Annotated in this window: 16 protein-coding genes; 8 read left to right on the top strand and 8 right to left on the bottom strand. The window is 51.4% G+C overall.

Annotated elements, in window-relative coordinates:
• Nucleotides 1–21: 21 nt before the first annotated feature.
• Complete coding sequence (locus tag NQF64_RS06025) at nt 22–888, bottom strand: transporter (protein WP_266106807.1); 867 nt, start codon at nt 886–888, stop codon at nt 22–24.
• A 170-nt stretch (nt 889–1,058) separates the two neighbouring features.
• Entirely contained in the window at nt 1,059–2,426 is a 1,368-nt protein-coding gene (locus NQF64_RS06020) for a purine-cytosine permease family protein (protein WP_266106806.1), read from the bottom strand.
• A gap of 215 nt (nt 2,427–2,641) precedes the next feature.
• Here NQF64_RS06020 and NQF64_RS06015 point away from each other — a divergent pair, with 215 nt between their 5' ends.
• Nucleotides 2,642–4,117, top strand: coding sequence for a carbohydrate porin (locus tag NQF64_RS06015; RefSeq protein WP_099026669.1), 1,476 nt, complete (start codon nt 2,642–2,644; stop codon nt 4,115–4,117).
• Between the two features lie 120 nt (nt 4,118–4,237).
• A complete protein-coding gene (locus NQF64_RS06010; protein ID WP_266106805.1) occupies nt 4,238–4,942 on the top strand; it encodes a YfdX family protein in 705 nt (234 codons plus the stop codon).
• Nucleotides 4,943–5,213: 271 nt separating this feature from the next.
• Here the strand turns inward: NQF64_RS06010 and NQF64_RS06005 are convergent, their stop codons facing one another.
• Nucleotides 5,214–6,842 (bottom strand): efflux transporter outer membrane subunit, encoded by a 1,629-nt coding sequence (locus NQF64_RS06005; protein WP_266106804.1) that lies wholly within the window; start codon nt 6,840–6,842, stop codon nt 5,214–5,216.
• 170 nt (nt 6,843–7,012) lie between these two features.
• Between NQF64_RS06005 and NQF64_RS06000 the strand changes: the two genes are divergently transcribed.
• Nucleotides 7,013–7,675 carry a TetR/AcrR family transcriptional regulator C-terminal domain-containing protein gene (locus tag NQF64_RS06000; RefSeq protein WP_266106803.1) on the top strand — a complete coding sequence of 221 codons (663 nt, stop codon included), beginning with the start codon at nt 7,013–7,015 and terminating at the stop codon, nt 7,673–7,675.
• A 41-nt stretch (nt 7,676–7,716) separates the two neighbouring features.
• Here the strand turns inward: NQF64_RS06000 and NQF64_RS05995 are convergent, their stop codons facing one another.
• From NQF64_RS05995 to folD, 3 genes are all read right to left on the bottom strand, one after another.
• Nucleotides 7,717–9,297 carry a DHA2 family efflux MFS transporter permease subunit gene (locus tag NQF64_RS05995; RefSeq protein ID WP_099026392.1) on the bottom strand — a complete coding sequence of 527 codons (1,581 nt, stop codon included), beginning with the start codon at nt 9,295–9,297 and terminating at the stop codon, nt 7,717–7,719.
• An 8-nt stretch (nt 9,298–9,305) separates the two neighbouring features.
• The gene (locus NQF64_RS05990) at nt 9,306–10,448 is read right to left on the bottom strand and encodes an HlyD family secretion protein (RefSeq protein ID WP_099026393.1); all 1,143 of its coding nucleotides are present in this window, start codon (nt 10,446–10,448) and stop codon (nt 9,306–9,308) included.
• Nucleotides 10,449–10,654: 206 nt separating this feature from the next.
• Nucleotides 10,655–11,575, bottom strand: coding sequence for a bifunctional methylenetetrahydrofolate dehydrogenase/methenyltetrahydrofolate cyclohydrolase FolD (gene folD / locus NQF64_RS05985; RefSeq protein WP_407651817.1), 921 nt, complete (start codon nt 11,573–11,575; stop codon nt 10,655–10,657).
• A gap of 128 nt (nt 11,576–11,703) precedes the next feature.
• Between folD and NQF64_RS05980 the strand changes: the two genes are divergently transcribed.
• Nucleotides 11,704–12,768, top strand: coding sequence for a threonine aldolase family protein (locus NQF64_RS05980; protein ID WP_266106802.1), 1,065 nt, complete (start codon nt 11,704–11,706; stop codon nt 12,766–12,768).
• A gap of 23 nt (nt 12,769–12,791) precedes the next feature.
• Here NQF64_RS05980 and NQF64_RS05975 read toward each other — a convergent pair whose 3' ends face one another.
• Nucleotides 12,792–14,321: a Do family serine endopeptidase gene (locus NQF64_RS05975; protein WP_099026672.1), complete on the bottom strand. Its 1,530-nt coding sequence runs from the start codon at nt 14,319–14,321 to the stop codon at nt 12,792–12,794.
• A gap of 180 nt (nt 14,322–14,501) precedes the next feature.
• Between NQF64_RS05975 and NQF64_RS05970 the strand changes: the two genes are divergently transcribed.
• Nucleotides 14,502–15,233: an AzlC family ABC transporter permease gene (locus NQF64_RS05970; protein WP_099026395.1), complete on the top strand. Its 732-nt coding sequence runs from the start codon at nt 14,502–14,504 to the stop codon at nt 15,231–15,233.
• Nucleotides 15,230–15,532 carry an AzlD family protein gene (locus NQF64_RS05965; protein WP_099026396.1) on the top strand — a complete coding sequence of 101 codons (303 nt, stop codon included), beginning with the start codon at nt 15,230–15,232 and terminating at the stop codon, nt 15,530–15,532. The genes NQF64_RS05970 and NQF64_RS05965 overlap by 4 nt, the downstream gene beginning before the upstream one ends.
• A gap of 8 nt (nt 15,533–15,540) precedes the next feature.
• Here NQF64_RS05965 and NQF64_RS05960 read toward each other — a convergent pair whose 3' ends face one another.
• Entirely contained in the window at nt 15,541–16,026 is a 486-nt protein-coding gene (locus NQF64_RS05960; protein WP_407651816.1) for a nucleoside deaminase, read from the bottom strand.
• 102 nt (nt 16,027–16,128) lie between these two features.
• Between NQF64_RS05960 and NQF64_RS05955 the strand changes: the two genes are divergently transcribed.
• Nucleotides 16,129–16,899: a pseudouridine synthase gene (locus NQF64_RS05955; RefSeq protein ID WP_099026674.1), complete on the top strand. Its 771-nt coding sequence runs from the start codon at nt 16,129–16,131 to the stop codon at nt 16,897–16,899.
• Between the two features lie 4 nt (nt 16,900–16,903).
• Entirely contained in the window at nt 16,904–17,557 is a 654-nt protein-coding gene (locus NQF64_RS05950; RefSeq protein ID WP_266106831.1) for an RsmD family RNA methyltransferase, read from the top strand.
• The last annotated feature ends 17 nt before the right edge of the window (nt 17,558–17,574 follow it).

Below are 17,574 nucleotides of genomic sequence, written 5' to 3'. Positions count from 1 at the left end.
CTACCTACGCCCCTTATCAGGTTAATAATGAGAGAATATTGCCCCTTGGAATAAATAAGCTAACTTTAGATAATAAGCGTTTGTCTCCGCTATATTACGCCCTTCTACTGAATGGGAATAACGGGCTGTTATATTCCACGCGCTATTAATATTCCACATCAGCCCAACACCCAAAGCGACTTCACGGCTGCTTGTATTGGCTACATAATGCCGTAATGTATTATCGCGCAACCCGGCATTATTCTGCCAATCTAACCCAAAGAATGGCTCCCAATGTGGGGAGGCCTTCCAGCTAAAGCGCAAATTGCTATGGAAGGCCGTCCCTGGATGATAGGAATGTTGGCCTCTATTATGCAACGTAGACGCCACAACCGCCCCTAAATCACCATCAAAGCCGAAATGCTTCCATTCATAATCGAACATAAAGCTTGAAAGATTGGACCAATAATTAGGATTAAGGCGGTCCCGTGTAGCACTTGGGGTTTGCATAAAGGTCTGTATCCCGAAGGTGCTATGAGCGTTCGGCTTAAACCACACGGCAGGGCCGCTAATGGTTGGGCCTAACCCACCAAAATTGGTTCCATTGGCAAGCTGATAGCTCTCTGTCTGAATCACCTCATAAGCAAAGCCAATTTTGGGGATGGATTTAAACGTCCAGAAATGAACATATTTGCTCATTCCCGACCATGTATGGACCCCTTGGCCGGAATGACGCGCCCCTTGGCCATCATAATGGAAGGTAGCCGCATTACCGTCCCCGTACTGCACAAAGACATTAAACGGCTTAAAATCAACCGGTAGGTCATATTCATGCGGGCCAATAACAGCGAATGTTATATCCGCGGCATGGGCATAAGACGCCCATAAAACGCCTCCCAGAAAAACCACAAACACCCATATTATTATGGGCCATAAATGTGATCCCTTCCTGTACAGCACATACCCTCCCTATGCAGTAGCGCCTGCGTACAAGCACCCTGCACTTTAATAAGAGAAGTGCCGTTGGATTGATAGGGGAGGCTGATTATAAATATAAATGTACCCTATTAGTCCTTCTTTTAAGGCGACGTTACATCCCTACCACGGACATAGCGTACCAACAGGCAATAAACCCCGCCTGTTACTAAAAGACTAACCACCCAAGATATGTCCACACCATGCAGCCTAGGGACTAATACCCCGGTATATGGTCCGGTTTTCATAAAAGGAATCTCAACTAAGACACCCAACATATAGACACTTAACGCAAGGATATTAAACCGCCCATAAAGACCACCATCCTCAGCAAAAAATGCCTTCACATCATACTGACCATGACGCAGCAAATAATAATCACACAAATTGATAGCCGTCCACGGTACTAAAACTGCCATCAAAACATCCAGAAATGACGTATAAGCTTTTAAAAAATCGCTCGCCATACCTAGGCTCATCATCAGGGCGACTGCTAGCAATAAAATAGTCATCACTAGCCTTCCCCCTAAGCCAGAACGCCAAGCGGGATGAAATGTTTGCACAAAGGTTAAACTACACAACGCACCGCAATAAACGCTCATAGCATTTGCTAAGGGAATAGCTAATGCAAGAACAAGTAAAACAAGATTACCTACGCGCCCCCCAGCGTGAGCTAAAGCCCCGGCAAGCGGTAATGTAGGATAGCTTAAAGACAGTAAACTACCCAAAACCATCGGTAAAATGGCGCCAAGAACTGTCCCACCGTAAGTTGCCCAAAACGCTTGTCGTCCCGAGCCAGACTCGTCAGGTAAATAGCGTGATGAGTCTGAAACGTAAGGCGCATAAGCAATCTGCCACAACGCGGACACGGAAAATGCCCCAAAGAAGCCAGCAACTGTGCCGTGTAAATCCGCCAATAAACTGCGTGAAAAACCGCCGAGACCACATCCGATGGCGTAAACCACCGCAATAATCGACACCCAACTGGCCAAACGGGAACATGCATGAATTGCTTTGTACCCCATTATGCACGGCACAAGCGTTAATATCGCTACTGCCCACACGCCTCTACTACCACTAAAGGCAGGTAAAACATGTGCCAAGGCTTCCCCCCCGACTACACAATTGGAGGCTGCAAAGCCGATATACATCAAAACCACAAGCACAATAATTGGCACAGACCCATAAATGCCAAACTGCCCACGGCTTTGTACCATCTGTGGGACGCCTAAACGCGGCCCTTGTGCTGCGTGGAGTGCCATAAAAACAGCCCCCACCATGTTCCCCAACACAAGTGCTAATACGGACCAAAACAGAGAAAGGCCAAATATAGCTGGCCCTAATGCCCCCGTTACAACGGTTAGCAACGTCATATTTGCGCTAAACCATACCGAAAAAAGGTCCGCAACACGCCCATAACGATGCGTGTGAGGGATAGGATGAATGGTGTGGGTTTCCAGATGGGTACTCATGCCCTGCTTTTCCCACACTCCTGATCATTTTGCCAGATCCCTTAGAGAATGGATTTTGCACAATGCTATAACTACGCATTACAGATAAATTTTGATATCCTTCCCAAAACTCTTTAGCACTCGTAAGAGGATATTATCTTAAACAATCGCCTGTGTTGTGGCCCCTCAGAACAATGGAGACATTCATGCCGATACATCCTCTACGTCCTGGCAGCATGAAGCGTTTTCATTCTTCACGTCCGATTCAAATTTTTAGCACATTATGGTTTCTCTGCCTGTGGTTTATTGCCCCAGCAGCTAAGGCTCAGGTCTTAGATGAAATCGTCGGTAGCGAACCCATGCTACGTGTGGATACGCCTTTACCTGCCCATAGCGGATATACAACCTCCGTCCCCCCATTTGCACGACCTGAAGCTTTATTTCCTCATGGTTTTGGGATGACCGATTGGCTCCGCAAACGCGGGATTGCCTTTCTCCTCGATAATACAAACGAATTTGCAGGAGCTATTACCCCGCCGACCAAATCCTATCCCAACTCCCAACATTTTGCCCGATATAAGCAAGGGGCGAGTAATGCTGGGCAGTATGCTGCCTCTATCAATGTAAACTGGGAACAGCTGATTGGGCTGCGTGGCTTCTCCACCCATAGCATCCTCGTAGGCCGCTATGGGACCACGGCAAACCGTATGTTCGGGGATTGGTTAAACCATGCTTCGGAAGATTATGGTGGCGGTGGTAATGTGGTCGTCCATCTTGTTATGGCCTATGGGGAAGAGACCCTTCTTGGGGGACGGCTTTCCATAGCCGCAGGGCGTATGTCTGAGATGTCGGACTTCCAGAACAGCCCGCTCTTTTGTAACTTCCAAAATGGTAGTATTTGCGGCCGTCCTAAAGCAGCAACCGATAGCAGCTTTACCAGTGGTTATCCCGCCGCTGTATGGGGGGGGCGTATACGCGGCCGTCCTTCCCGCTTCCTCTATATGGAGCTTGGCCTCTATGCGGGGGAAAATGGAATTTATAAAAATGAACAACATAGGACAGGCTTCAAATTTAATGGAGGAAACATTAACGGGTTTCGCCTACCCTACGAGATGGGATGGGAGCCTATCTTTGGTAAAAATCATCCGGGGCATTATAAAATTGGTGGTGTCTTAATGACGGCTCCAAGCCCTGATAATTATTACGATGTTGACGGTCAGCCTTATGCCCTAACGCATCGCAGGCAAGACCTCCACCATGATGGTTATGGGGCTTGGTTTATGGCTGACCAGCATCTTCTTACCCATTATAAGGACAGTAAGCGCGGCATTACAGCACTCTGGGGCTTCCTCTATAACGATAAGCGCATCGCCCTGCGTGAATGGGAAGCTTATGGAGGGTTCATCGACCGCGGGCTTATTCGCTCCCGCCCCTTTGATACACTTGGCATCGCTTTTACTTACGAGAAGATCGCCCCTGGTGTACAAGCTACCGAGGCTATGATGCTTGATAATGCACAATATAGCCGTCTTCCCAACCATGCGACGGGCGTGCAACGTCATACAGCCGTTTTAGAAGTTAACTACGCTATTCACGTATGGCGAGGAGTAATCTTCCAACCTCTACTAGAATATTTCTTCCGTCCCAATGGACAAGGCAATTTGCGCGATGCAGCCTTACTTGGTTTTAAAAGCCATGTCGAAATTTTTTAGCGTACAATATAGCACATATCTGCTTCCCAATTCATCCTATTGCACCTTTACGGCTGCTGGGGTCTCATGGCAGAGGTTGTAGGGGAGCTTTCTCCCTTCATCTTCTGAAAAGGAATTTTTATGCGCTTTACGGCTCTCACTAAGGGTTTAACTCTCTCCGCCCTAGGGTTTAGTGTACTCGCAGCCCCTGTATGGGCTGACGATGCCGCACCTGTTGATCAACACCGCCTCCATAAAGAGCGCGCAGATATGCGTAAAGAGCATCGCGCCTTCCATCATCTTTCTGACCACGGCCAAAAGGCTATGCTCAGCATTGTCGAGGCTCAACATTTCCTCACCGCAGGCCAAGATGAGAAAGCCATCCCTGCCCTAACAGCCGCCCTCTCTCATCTGGATTTAGCAGCGAAAGCGCGCGAGCAATTTACCGCTGCTGAGACTGACCTTCACCCAGCTCCACAGCACCCAGTACCGAGCAAGCATACAGCCCAAGCAGGCCCGACAGATTGGATCCCTGTAGGCGGTGAGGTAATTGCCACAACAGAATTAGAACCCGCTAAGAAAACAGCCATTGCTACGGCGAATGCGCAGTTAAAAGCTGGACAAACAGCCCAAGCAGCACAGACGCTGCAAGTTGTTGGACAAGACATTGACTTCATCATCGCTCTTGCACCGCTTTCCCAGCTTCAAGGGTTCGTAAACCGTGCGCTTATCTTTGCACAAGGTCACCATCCTGACGCTGCCGCAGTGGCTTTGAATGATGCCATAGACAGCCTTGTTTTTGTCTCGGAAAACGTTGTAACAGAAGCAACCGCAGCCCAAAAATAAGAAAGACGTCTCTTTAGCTCCGCGGGGCTAAAAGACCTTTCAGAGGGTCGACATTTTATAATGTCGGCCCTTTTTGCTGCGTTCTCAATAAATCATCTCCAGAATAAATATTAGCTTGTTCTATATTGTGGATAATCACTAGAATACTTTACCTAGAATGGCTATTTTCTGCAGTATATCGCCTGTGGAAAAACTTGTGAACAAACAACCACTCTTGACAATCTCCACGCTTGGGGAATCAAGGAGTCGCCACCATTTATATGGTCAATCCTCATCGCGAGGATGCCATATGGGCCTGACTTATTTCCGCATCAGGCAACACATCAGACCAACCACCACCTAGAGCGTTATAAAGACGTGCAAGGTCTGTTGCGAAGGCAACATCACTACCTGCGAGGTCGAGTTGAGCATTTTGCAACCGTTCTTGAGCCTCCAAAACAGCAAGGTAAGTAGCAAGACCAGCTTTATATTGGCTGGTTGCCAAAACAAGCGCGCGCTGTTGGTCCTCTACAGTGCGGGAGAGGCCCTCACGACGAACTTGTTCATCATGATAAGCTTGTAACGCGTTATCGACCTCATTCCACGCTTGTAAGACTGTTTGGCGATATTCCACAGCGGCAGCGCGTTGGGCGGCCTTTTTCAACTTCAACTGCCCATAAAGCCGTCCACCTTGGAAGATAGGCAGAGAAATACTCGGCCCGACATTCCAAGCCCGTGCATTCCAAAAACCAAGGTCACGAAACGATAAGGTCTGGAAACCAAAATCCGCCGTGACCGTCACTTTAGGGTAGAAATCCGCTGTAGCTTCACCAACCTCTGCCACAGCTTCACGCAGATGGTCCTCTGCTTCACGAATATCGGGGCGGCGATGGGCGAGTTCTGACGGCAAACCAGCGGGTACAAAAGGCGGCACAGTCGGCACGGTTGCTGTGCGGCCTAGCTCCTCATTCAAGCTCTGAGGGGGTTGGCCAAGCAGTAAGGCGATGGCATTTTGTTCCCGCGCGACAGTCTCATCCAAATTAGCCTGCTGGGCTTCTACACCATGCAGACGCGCTTTAAGACTATCGACATCAAGCTCGGTCACCAGACCACTCTTATAGCGGCTTTGCGCTAACGAGAGCAGATTTTGCACGGTTGCATGACTATTTGCTAAAATGCGCTGGCGTGTTTGGTCCCCGCGTAGCTCCAGATAATCACGCGCCATATCGGCTTGGCGGGCAATAAGGATGCTACGCCTTTCCTCCTCGCTCATCTTCATCAAATATTTTGCCGCGCGATATTGATACGCCACCCGGCCCCAGAGGTCGATTTCGTAAGTCGCGTCAATTTTATCCTGCCATTGATTCAGCAAAGGAACAGAGGCTTCCTGCGAGGCTTGAAGAAAATTCGCCTCTTGTGAGGGAAGGTCGGGGAAGCCCTTACCAACGCGCTTAAAAATCTCCTGTAATTGCTTGGAGCTATGCTGCGAACGAACATACGTCCCCGTTGCGGAGAGATTGGGGAAGCGTTCTGCCCCGGCAATCAGCATTTGTGCGCGGCTTTGGGCCAGATTTTCCGTCGCTAAGAGGAAGGATAAGTTCTGGATGGCTACACGCTCTTCCAAAGAGGTGAGCTCTTGGTCATGGAAGGAGGTCCACCATTTATCGGCCATTGGTAATTCTGTCACGATGGAGGACGGCGAGGCTTTTGCCTGTGTTTTATCCTCTGGAGCGGCATTAGCCCCGTGCAGGCCCGCTTGCGTGCTTTTTGGCGAGGGCTGATTCTTCCCATTATGGAGGTCATAATGCTGTGGGGCCCAATCCTTTGGTTGATGATATTTTGGCCCGACCATTAAGCAACCCGCTAAACCAAGCGAGGCAACCCCACATAATAAATGCCGGCTAAACTGCGATAGAAACATGACCCCACCTTTAGGACGGACGGAACGAAGGGAATGAGCGTCTTTCACAGTGCAGCTCCTGCGTAATCATCACTAAAAAACAAAGAAGAAATGAGGCTCCTATATGGACCCCTCCCCCCGCGCGGCTTATCATGCCCCTTTATGAGCAGGAACAACCCTCCCCTAAAGTGATGACACAGCCTACCAAACCGGCCTTTGATACCACCCAACCTCCCCCCGTACCGAACAAGGGGAAAAATGCCCCCCGTAAATGTGAGCAAATCCTCACCAGTGCGGGGCAGCTTTTCCTCCAACAAGGATATGAGCGGACCTCCATGTCCCAAATTGCGCAGCTGGCGGGGGTCTCTAAAGGCTCGCTCTATAATCATTTTGAGAATAAAGCCGATTTGTTCACTGCCTTTTTTGAAGAACGCAGCCGCACACGGCTTGATACGCTCAAAGCGGTATCCCGCACCCCCCAACCGGATTTGCGTACCGCCCTCATCCAAGCCGCATCGACCATTATTACACTGCTGACCGACCACGAGGCTATCGGGCTGTACCGCATTGTTGTCGCAGAGGCGAATGAGTTCCCCCATCTGGCTGATACGCTCTGGCATTATGGCTTCTCCCGCACGCTGAGCAGTCTTACAGAATGGTTTACCCACAAGCATGAGGCGGGTTTGCTGAAGATTGATGATGCCGCTTTCGCCGCTGAGCAATTCTTGATGATGAGCCAGACACGTATTGTCCAACGCACGCGCTTGTCCCTGCCGGTTGATCGCAGCCCAAAGAGCATTAACCGTGTCGCCAGTGCGGTAGCGGACCATTTCCTCAAAATATACGCACCATGAGGGCTGTATGAAGCGGCCCTTATAAAAGAGAGACTGCATCATTAATGCCCTCCCCCACTATGGCCACTCCCTTTCATCGGGGAGAGCAGGAAGCAGAAAGGCACCACGCACAAAGCCATAATCCCCAGCACGTTAAAGAGCTGATTATAAGCCAGCATCGCCACTTGCTTTAGGAAGTCCTGATACATATGCGTAATCGCAAAGGCATGAGCCCGTAAGGGAGCCAGGCCATGCGCCTCAGCTAGCTTTTGCATCTGGAAAATATAAGCGCGGAACTCTGGCTTCGCGGCAATCGCATGGGCGGAGACATCAGTTTGTTGGACCTGCCGCATCTCCGTGAGAGCCGCTGTGGAGAGAGAGATAGCCTGTGAGCCAAAATAGTTCCGCACCATGCTGAATAAGGCCGATGCATCACCATTCAACTCGCGCGGGAGGGTGGAATAGGCAATGGTGGAAATGGGCACGAACAAAAATGCCAGCGGGGCCGTTTGCCGCACGCGGCATAGCACCAGATACCAGAAATCCACATCCGCATAGAGGGTTGCTGCAAAGAAGCAGGATAGTGCCATGAAAAAGAAGCCTAGTGCGATGATATAACGCACCTGCATATGCTTCATCAGCATCCCCACAAAGGGGATAAGCACCATCACAGCCATACCTCCCGGGGCCATGAGCTGACCAGCAATGGTAGCCGTATAGCCCTGCACCTGCTGGGCAAATTGCGGCACAATCACTGCCGAGGCGTAAAGCAACACGCCTACCGCGCCTATCATGAAGGTCCCAAGGGCGAAGTTACGGTCCTTCAAGACAGTAAGATGGAGGAGGGGCTTTTTAGTCTTTAACAACCAAATAATGGCCCCAATCGTACAAATACCCCCAATAAGAGCCATCGTGGTGATAAAGGATGAGCCAAACCAATCATCATCCTCCCCACGGTCGGCCATAATCTCTAAACAGCCCAACCCTAATGAGATAAGGCTAATGCCAATAACATCGACCTGCTCTTTAGTGGGTTTGAGCCATGGCGGGTCTTCCACCAAAGCAATGACAGCAATGACGGTAATAATCCCAAAGGGCACATTAACGTAAAAAATCCACCGCCATGAATAAGTATCCGTCAGCCACCCACCTACAAGCGGACCAAGGACAGGCCCGACCACAATAGCCAGAGCTGTTAGCCCAAAAGCAGCACTACGTTTTTCCGGTGGGAAAATATCCAAAATGATGGCTTGTTGGACTGGCTGTAACCCTCCCCCAAAGAAACCCTGCATTAAGCGAAAAATCACCAACATAGGCAATGAGGTCGACAACCCGCATAAAAAGGAGGAAAGGGTGAACATCGCCACGCAGATGAGGAAATAACGCTTCCGCCCAAAGCGTTTTGACAACCAGCTTGAGATGGTCAGCACAATCCCATTGGCCACAAGATAGGAGGTCAGCGCCCATGTGGCATCATCGTAGGAACTCCCTAAAGAGCCTGCAATATGCGGAAGAGCCACATTTACGATGGTGGTATCAAGCACCTCCATAAAAGCGGCCAAGGTGACCACGACAGCCACAAGCCAAGGGTTATGGCGTGGCCGCCAGCTATCATGGTCGATAGGGGGGGATTGCTCAGCCATGGAGGGCCTCACTCACCCACATACACAGTTGGCTCAACCGACATCCCCAAGGAGAGGGGCAGCTTATCATCCAACCCATCATCAATAAGAATCTTAACGGGAATACGCTGCACCGTCTTTACAAAATTGCCGGTCGCATTCTCCGGTGGGAAGGCACTAAAGGATTCCCCAGAGCCTTTTTGGATACTATCCACATGCCCTTTAAGACGCAGTTGCGGATAGGCATCAACCTCGATCTCGGCCTTCTGTCCCGGTCGCATATCAGCAAGTTGCGTCTCTTTATAATTAGCGACAATCCACACATCTTTTGCCACGATGGAGAACATCTCTTGGCCAATCTGCACAAAATTACCTTGCTCCACGGTACGTTGAGAGACCCAACCATCACGCGGGGCGCGAATATCCATCCAAGCAACATTCTGCCGTGCAAGCTCTAATTGGGCTTGGGCTGCTTTAAGAGAGGCTTCGGCTTGGCTGTAATGCGCATAAGCATTGCCGATATTGGCATCCACCGGCTCGGCCTGTGTTAATTGACCTTGCGCTTGGATGACGGCTGCTTTGGCCTCATCCAACGCTGCGCGGGCATAGTCGATATCTTGTTGGGTTGTTGCCGCACGCTCAACCCGATGTTGGCGGGTATAATCTGTTTGCGCCCGAAAGAGCCGCGCTTTTGCATCATCCAACGCCCCTTGTGCGGCCATTAACTGACCGGGGAAGTTCTTCTGTGCAACAGCATAAGCCAGATTATAGGACATCATATCCGCTTGCGCCTGTGCTACGGCCGCCTCGGCTTGATGAAGCTGGGCGATATAATCCCGCCCATCAATCTGCGCTAACAAATCCCCTTTATGAACAAACTGGTTATCATCCACATAAAGATGCTCCACATACCCGCTCACATGAGCTGCAATGGAGATTTTACGCCCTGTTACATAAGCATCGTCCGTTTCCACATGATTGCGGTTAAAAAACAGGTAAAGCCCGGTGCCTAATACGGCCATGCCTAAAATAAGGCCAAAAAGAATCTTCCGCGCTCCGCGATCCTTAAACGGCTTAGGAGCTGTTTTCCCCTGCTCCGCCTTCGTCTGCTGCTCGCCTGCATCCTGTTGTACCGCAGAGTGAGTGTCAGACTGTGTATCGGACTGCGCCATAATGCCCTCAAATATCAATGAAACTGGCATGGCGGCCTAGATGGGCTCCCTCACCAAAGCCGTGCCAGATTGTACGAATATGCTAAAAAGAAAATGACCAGTCGGTCATTCTAACTAGGAAGGCGATATACCATCCTTATAGAACAATCAAGAGATTGTTCTCTCTCATACGTTATTACGTCACAAAAGCAGGTGAAAATACGGGGTTAATCCGCAGGATTCACCTTATGACGACTCGCTGTTAGGAAGGTATTATGCAAAAGACACGCAATCGTCATCGGCCCTACACCACCCGGCACGGGGGTGATATGACCTGCTACCTGACACGCATCCTCAAACACAACATCCCCTACGAGGCGGCTTTTGCCCTCCGGAGTTTGGATGCGGGTAATGCCGACATCAATCACCGTTGCCCCCGGTTTAATCCAACTGCCCTTCACCAGCCCAGCTTTCCCCGTTGCTACAACGAGAATATCTGCCTCGCGCGCGATTTTCTCAATCTCGCGTGTGTGAATATGCGCTACCGTAACGGTACAATTCTCTCTAAGGAGAAGCTGCGCCATGGGCCGTCCCACCAAATTAGACGCCCCGATAATAACGGCATGTAAGCCCGTCATATCTTTATGAACAGACTGAAGCAATTTGAGACAGCCCAGCGGTGTGCAGGGAACAATGCCGTTATTCATCCCCAAGGCCAGCCGCCCAGTATTCACCTCACCTAGTCCATCTACATCTTTATCAGGATGAATGGCATTGGTGACCGTAGCGGCATCAATTTGGGGCGGTAGAGGCAACTGGACAAGAATCCCATCTACCTTAGGATTCTCATTCAGCTCCTTGATTAAAGCCAAAAGCTCCTCCTGCGAGGTGCTTTCGGGCATCATCTGCATGAAGGATTTCATCCCCGCGCGATGGGTTTGGATGGCCTTATTCTTCACATAAACTTCCGAGGCGGGGTCATTACCCACAAGGACAACAGCAAGGCCGGGAAGCTCGTGCCCTTGCTCGACAAGCTGTTCCACCTGCTGACGAATCTCCGTTGTCATCTGCGCGGCCATCGCCTTGCCATCAATTAACTTAGCTGTTCTGCCTGACTGCTCGGTAGATGTTGGTGCTGTCATGCTCATAATCTCCGCCAAACCCATAATCCCGCCTCTCTATGCTTATTGGACAAGACATGACAAGCCCCGTTCTTTCCGCTAGAGACAGAAACTTAAAGAGGCCCCCTCTCATATAAGGATGAAGGAATACCCCCGTGCGTGATGATATACGCAAAAACTTTGCCAGCGATAATGTAACCCCCGCCTGCCCCGCTGTCATGCAGGCCATCGCTGATGCTAATGTGGGCAATGTTCCCTCCTATGGCCATGATACGCTCTCTCTTACCTTAAACCAACGTTTTGGTGAGGTTTTTGGGGCGGAAGTTGCAGTTTTTCCCGTTGCCACGGGGACCGCTACAAACTCCCTCGCGCTCTCAGCCATGGTGCCACCTTATGGGGCTGTATTATGCGACCAAAGTGCGCATATCAACACAGAGGAAGGCGGCGCGCCGGAGTTCTTCACACAAGGGGCAAAGCTTATTGGGATTCCCTCCCCAGAGGGCCGGATGGACCCCCAAGCCCTGCCCCCCGTTCTACAACATAATCGCGAAAAGGGCGTCCTTGCTCCGCCTTTTGCGGCACTCTCCCTCACCCAAGCGACAGAGTGGGGCACGACTTATCCTTGCAAGACCATTACTCAACTCGCCAGCATCGCGCATGAATATGGGTTAACAGTCCATATGGATGGCTCTCGCTTGGGCAATGCGATTGCTTTTCTTGATTGCACACCTGCTGAGACCACATGGCAAGCAGGGATTGATGTTTTAAGTTTTGGTGGCACAAAAGCTGGCGCGATGGCTGCTGAGGCGATTATCTTCTTCCTCAATGAACGGACGCGCCCGATGGTCGCTAGTATGGCTCATCGTATTAAACGCAGCGGTCATTCTTGGTCGAAGCAACGCTTCCTCGCAGCACAATTACTCGCTTTGATCGATAATGACGTCTGGTTAGAGAATTGTCGCCACGCCAATATTATGTGCCAAAGGCTGCTCCATGGCTTGCATAAACACCCTGCGGCGCATCTCCCTTTTGCAACAGAAAGTAACGAAATATTCGTTGTGCTGCCGGAGCCTCAACTCGACTCCCTCCGCGAGGAGGGCTATCAGTTTTATACCTATCCTACGCCGCAGGGCGTGCCGGGCAAGCTCGTCCGTTTTGTCACAAGCTTCTACACACGCCCTGAGGATGTTGATGCTTTGCTAACCAGCCTCGTAAGCTGAGGCTGGCACATAGCCTACCCCCCTTAGGGGGTATCGCCATCACTATCATCATCACCATCAGCTGCTCCATCAGGGGAAACAGCGACAAAGAGTTGTTGTCCGTCCCGGAGGATACGCAGCAAAGGAGGCTGGTGTTGTTTAAGGGCCTTTTGCACCAAGGCCACTACAGCATGAGGATTAGCGGTGAGCTGATTACCCACAGCCACGATAATATCACCGGGGCGAATCCCGGCATGGTCCGCGGGGCTGCCTTGTGTAACATCGGCTACAACACAGCCTTGCACACTATCATCCAACCCCAACTCCTGCCGGATACGCGGTGTTAGAACCCCCAAAGCGAGGCCAAGCTTGCCAGATGGGGCCTCAGCATTCGTGCTACCATCACTCCCCTCTTGCCCGTTGCGTGTTTGATTACCGATGGTGATCGTCACGCTCTGTGGCTTACCATCACGCAAAATGCTGAATGTTCCCTGTGAACCCGGCGTTAAAGAGACCACCTTCACAGCGAGGTCATGCGCGCTATGGACATCATGACCATTCAAAGCGAGGACGACATCGCCGCTCTTTAACCCAGCCTTATCCGCTGGGCCACCTTTGATGAGATTCGCCACCAATGCCCCATGAGCCGGAGCCCCCGGATGGTCACCATTTAACCCAAGGGCACGGGCCATTGTGGGTGTGATGTCTTGCGTCTCTACCCCAATAAAGCCCCGCACAACATGGCCCGTTGCCCGTAGCTGATCCACCACAGCACGCACCGTAGCAGAAGGAATCGCAAAGCCAATACCGATCGAGCCGCCCCCATTTGGCGACATAATCATGGAGTTTACGCCAATCACCTTCCCATCTAACGTAATGAGCGGGCCGCCGGAATTACCACGATTGATAGGCGCATCAACCTGAATAAAATCATTATACGCACCAGAATGGAGGTCACGGCCTAGGGCAGAGATAATGCCCGCTGTTACTGTACCCCCAAGGCCATAAGGGTTGCCAACAGCAACAACCCATTGCCCTGGCTGTACATCATCAGAGTTACCAAGCTCTACATAAGGGAGATGATCTGCTTTAACGCGTAACAAAGCGATATCTGTCTTAGCATCATGACCGATGACTTTAGCAGGCAACGCAGTGCCATCATCTAATTTAACCGTGACCTTCGTAGCCCCGTTAATCACATGGTTATTTGTAACGATGTACCCATCAGCAGAGATGATAAACCCTGAACCACGTGCCTCTACCGTGCGATTAGCAGGCATCCCTGGCATCATCTGAAACGGAAACGGGAAAGGGAAGGAAAATCCTTGCGGACCATTTCCTCCTCCATTCATCTCACTATTATCGTCATCATCCATCCCTTCACGAATACGCGCCGTGATGGAGACCACTGCTGGCTTTACTTGCTTTACGATTTGCACGAAATCTGGAATGCCCTGCCCACCAGACATCTGCGGGCGGATAGGAGCCGTCTGCGCCATAGCAGGTAAAGACGCACCTGCCAGCCCCATTACCGGCAATGCAACCAGACAAGCCAAAGAAAAACGAGAAGGCATCATCATGAAAGGGTCGTCCTAACACTCATCAATGAAACAGTACATCAACACAAGTTGTTCATTAAAATAGGGATGGAGTGACCTATTCTGCAAGAAAGTAGTATCTAAAAGATATGTAAGGCAGGCCTCTCTATAGTTCACCTCTTGCTGATTAAACGACAGACTTTTACACTCCCCTTTATGCAGACCTCATCTTCTCCTCCTGAGCTAGGGTCATTCCGCACGGAATTTATCCGCGGTGTGAAGGCCTCCCTACCGCTCCTCATCGCTTTTATTCCCTTTGGCCTCCTCCTTGGGAGCCAGGCTGTCCAACAGGGATTCTCCGCCTTAGAAGTCCCTTTATTGACGGGGCTTAATTTTGCGGGAGGCTCTGAGTTTGCAGCGGTGGGGTTATGGTCTATCCCCCCAGCGATTATGCTCCTGGCGAGTGTGACATTCCTCATCAATAGCCGTCATATCCTCATGGGAGCGGCCTTAACGCCCTATCTGCGGCATCTCCCTCGTTGGAAAGTCTGCATCCTTCTTTTCTTCCTCTGTGATGAGGTTTGGGCTCTAACACTCACAGACCTTCAAAGCCGTACTAATAAGCGATTCAGCCCTGGATTTTATATTGGTATTACAGTCTGCCTTTACCTCTGTTGGGTGATTTTTACCTTTATCGGCGCACGTACGGGTAATCTGCTAGGGGACCTAACACGCTATGGTATAGATATGGCCTTCCCCGCTGTTTTTATTATGCTCCTTAAGGGCATGTGGCGGGGTGCACGCAATGCTATGCCTTGGGCTATGAGCCTCGTTGTTGCTGTACTGGCTTATCGTCTCATACCCGGTGCATGGTATGTTCCCCTTGGCACATTAGCGGGCATTGGCATGACCTTCCTAGTCGTAGGTAAGGAGCAAGAAGAGGCATGACCATCCATCTCTCCGCTTTCATCGCCATTCTCGCTATGGCTTTTGTGACCTATCTCACGCGTATTTCGGGCTATTTTCTCCTTGCTGGGCGGTCCCTCTCCCCACGCGCTACGGCGATTATGGACCTCATCCCCGGTTGTGTGTTGGTCGCTGTTCTGGCTCCTAGTTTTGCCGCTGGTCGTCCAGCAGAATTACTGGGCCTTGTTGCCACCATGTTAGCCGCAACGCGTTTTTCCCTCCTGCCCACTATGCTTTGCGGCATTATCGTTACGGGAATTTGCCGCGCTTTACTGGGGTAAGCACACAATTATCGTAAAGCTTGGAAGAAGGCTCTTAATTGGGCCGCTGCCTTACGCTCTTGCAGCCCGCTAATAATCTCTGCTGGCCGGTGCAAACAGCCGGGCTGTTGAAAGTGCCGTGCCCCGTGATCCACTGCCCCTCCCTTAGGGTCATACGCACCATATACGAGCCGCCGAATACGAAAATGGCTCATCGCCGCAGCGCACATCGGGCAAGGCTCTAACGTCACAATCACGGTACAATCCGCCAGACGAGAGGAACCACAATATTGCGCGGCCTCTCTCATAGCTAATAGCTCGGCATGGGCACTGGCATCACAATCTTCTTCCACACGATTGCGCGCCGCCGCGAGCATCTGGCCTTGTTCATCCAGCACCACCGCCCCTACGGGCACCTCCCCCGCACGAGCCGCCTCCTCCGCTAAAGTAAGGGCATGGTACATCGCTTGGCTTATGGTCATAACCTGCACAGGGGGCATCTTGGCTTGGCTCATCGCTTATCATACGGAGAATGAGGATAATAATGGCTGTAAAGCTGCTTTATCCTGCTGTAAATGGATTGCCAAGAAAAGGCTCAGCGCGGTATGTCGCATAATATGACTGACGACCTCTCCTCTCCCCCCTCAACGCAACGTGGCGAGCGTATTGCTAAGGCCCTAGCCCGCCGTGGTGTAGCGAGCCGCCGTGATATTGAGCGTATGATTGAGGAAGGACGCATTACCCTTGATGGTAAGCCCGTGACCCATCCGGCTACCTTCATCCTTCCCCATGACCATGTTTGTGTTGATGGCAAACCGATAGACCCGCCTCAACGGACGCGCCTATGGCGTTACCACAAGCCAGCGGGGTTAGTGACCACGCATCATGACCCTGAGGACCGCCGCACTGTTTTTGCCTCCCTCCCCAAAGCTATGCCGCGTGTTGTCAGCGTGGGGCGGTTGGACCTGAACTCCGAAGGGTTATTGCTCCTCACCAATGATGGTAGCCTCGCCCGTGAGTTAGAACTCCCCTCCCGCCAATGGATACGCCGTTATCGGGTACGCGTCTTTGGCCTTGTGGATGAAAAGAAACTCCAAGCCCTTGCTAAAGGCTGTGTAATAGAGGGTGTGCATTATGGCCCTATTGACGCTACGCTGGATTCTACCAAAGGGGATAATTCCTGGCTGACCGTAAGCCTCCGCGAGGGGAAGAACCGTGAGATTCGTAAGGTGATGATGGGGATGAACCTCCATGTCAGCCGGCTCATCCGCCTCTCTTATGGCCCGTTTGCTCTTGGCAATCTCAAGCCGCATGAGCTTGAAGAAGTAGCTCATAAAACGCTGATAGACCAAATCCCCTCCTTAAAGCCAAAGAAGGCACGGTCCTAAGGTGATGAGAATCATCGCTGGTACAGCCCGTAATCGCCGCCTACAAGCACCGCCCGGCCTTACGACCCGCCCGACAGCCCAGCGCGCGCGGCAGACCTTATTTGATATGCTCATGCACGCCCCGTGGTTTGGTCGCGATGCTTTAGAGCAAGCCATTGTGTTGGATAGTTTTGCCGGTACTGGTGCGCTGGGGTTGGAAGCTCTCTCCCGCGGGGCACAATTTGCTACCTTTATGGAAGGTAGCCGCCCCGGCATTGCAGCCTTACAACATAACCTCCAAGCCTGCGGCATGACACAACGCGCAAGGCTGCGCCATTGTGATGTAACACGCCCGCCTAAGGCCCCGCAGCCTCATACGCTCATTTTCCTCGACCCGCCTTATCATAAAGGCTTGGTGCAAAAGGGATTGCGGGCTTTATGGCGTGCTGGATGGGTAGCTGATGGGGCCCTCATTATCGCAGAGACGGAAAGTGTGCCCCTCACCCCGGATGGCAAAGAGCCAGAAGAGCCTTTCCAGCCCTTCCATGCCCATCTTTTACCCAGCCTCACCGCACCACCGCCCCCGCTGCTTGCACAACGAAGCTTCGGGGCGGCGAGCATACATATTTGGCGGCATGATAATAGCGTAACAGGAGCGCGTTCGCCCCTCACATTATAAACGAACTGCGTTCATCA

This window comes from Bombella saccharophila, assembly GCF_026385475.1.
Classification (GTDB): domain Bacteria; phylum Pseudomonadota; class Alphaproteobacteria; order Acetobacterales; family Acetobacteraceae; genus Bombella; species Bombella saccharophila.
Note: the sequence above shows the minus strand (reverse complement) of the source record. Positions and strands in the feature narration are given on the sequence as shown.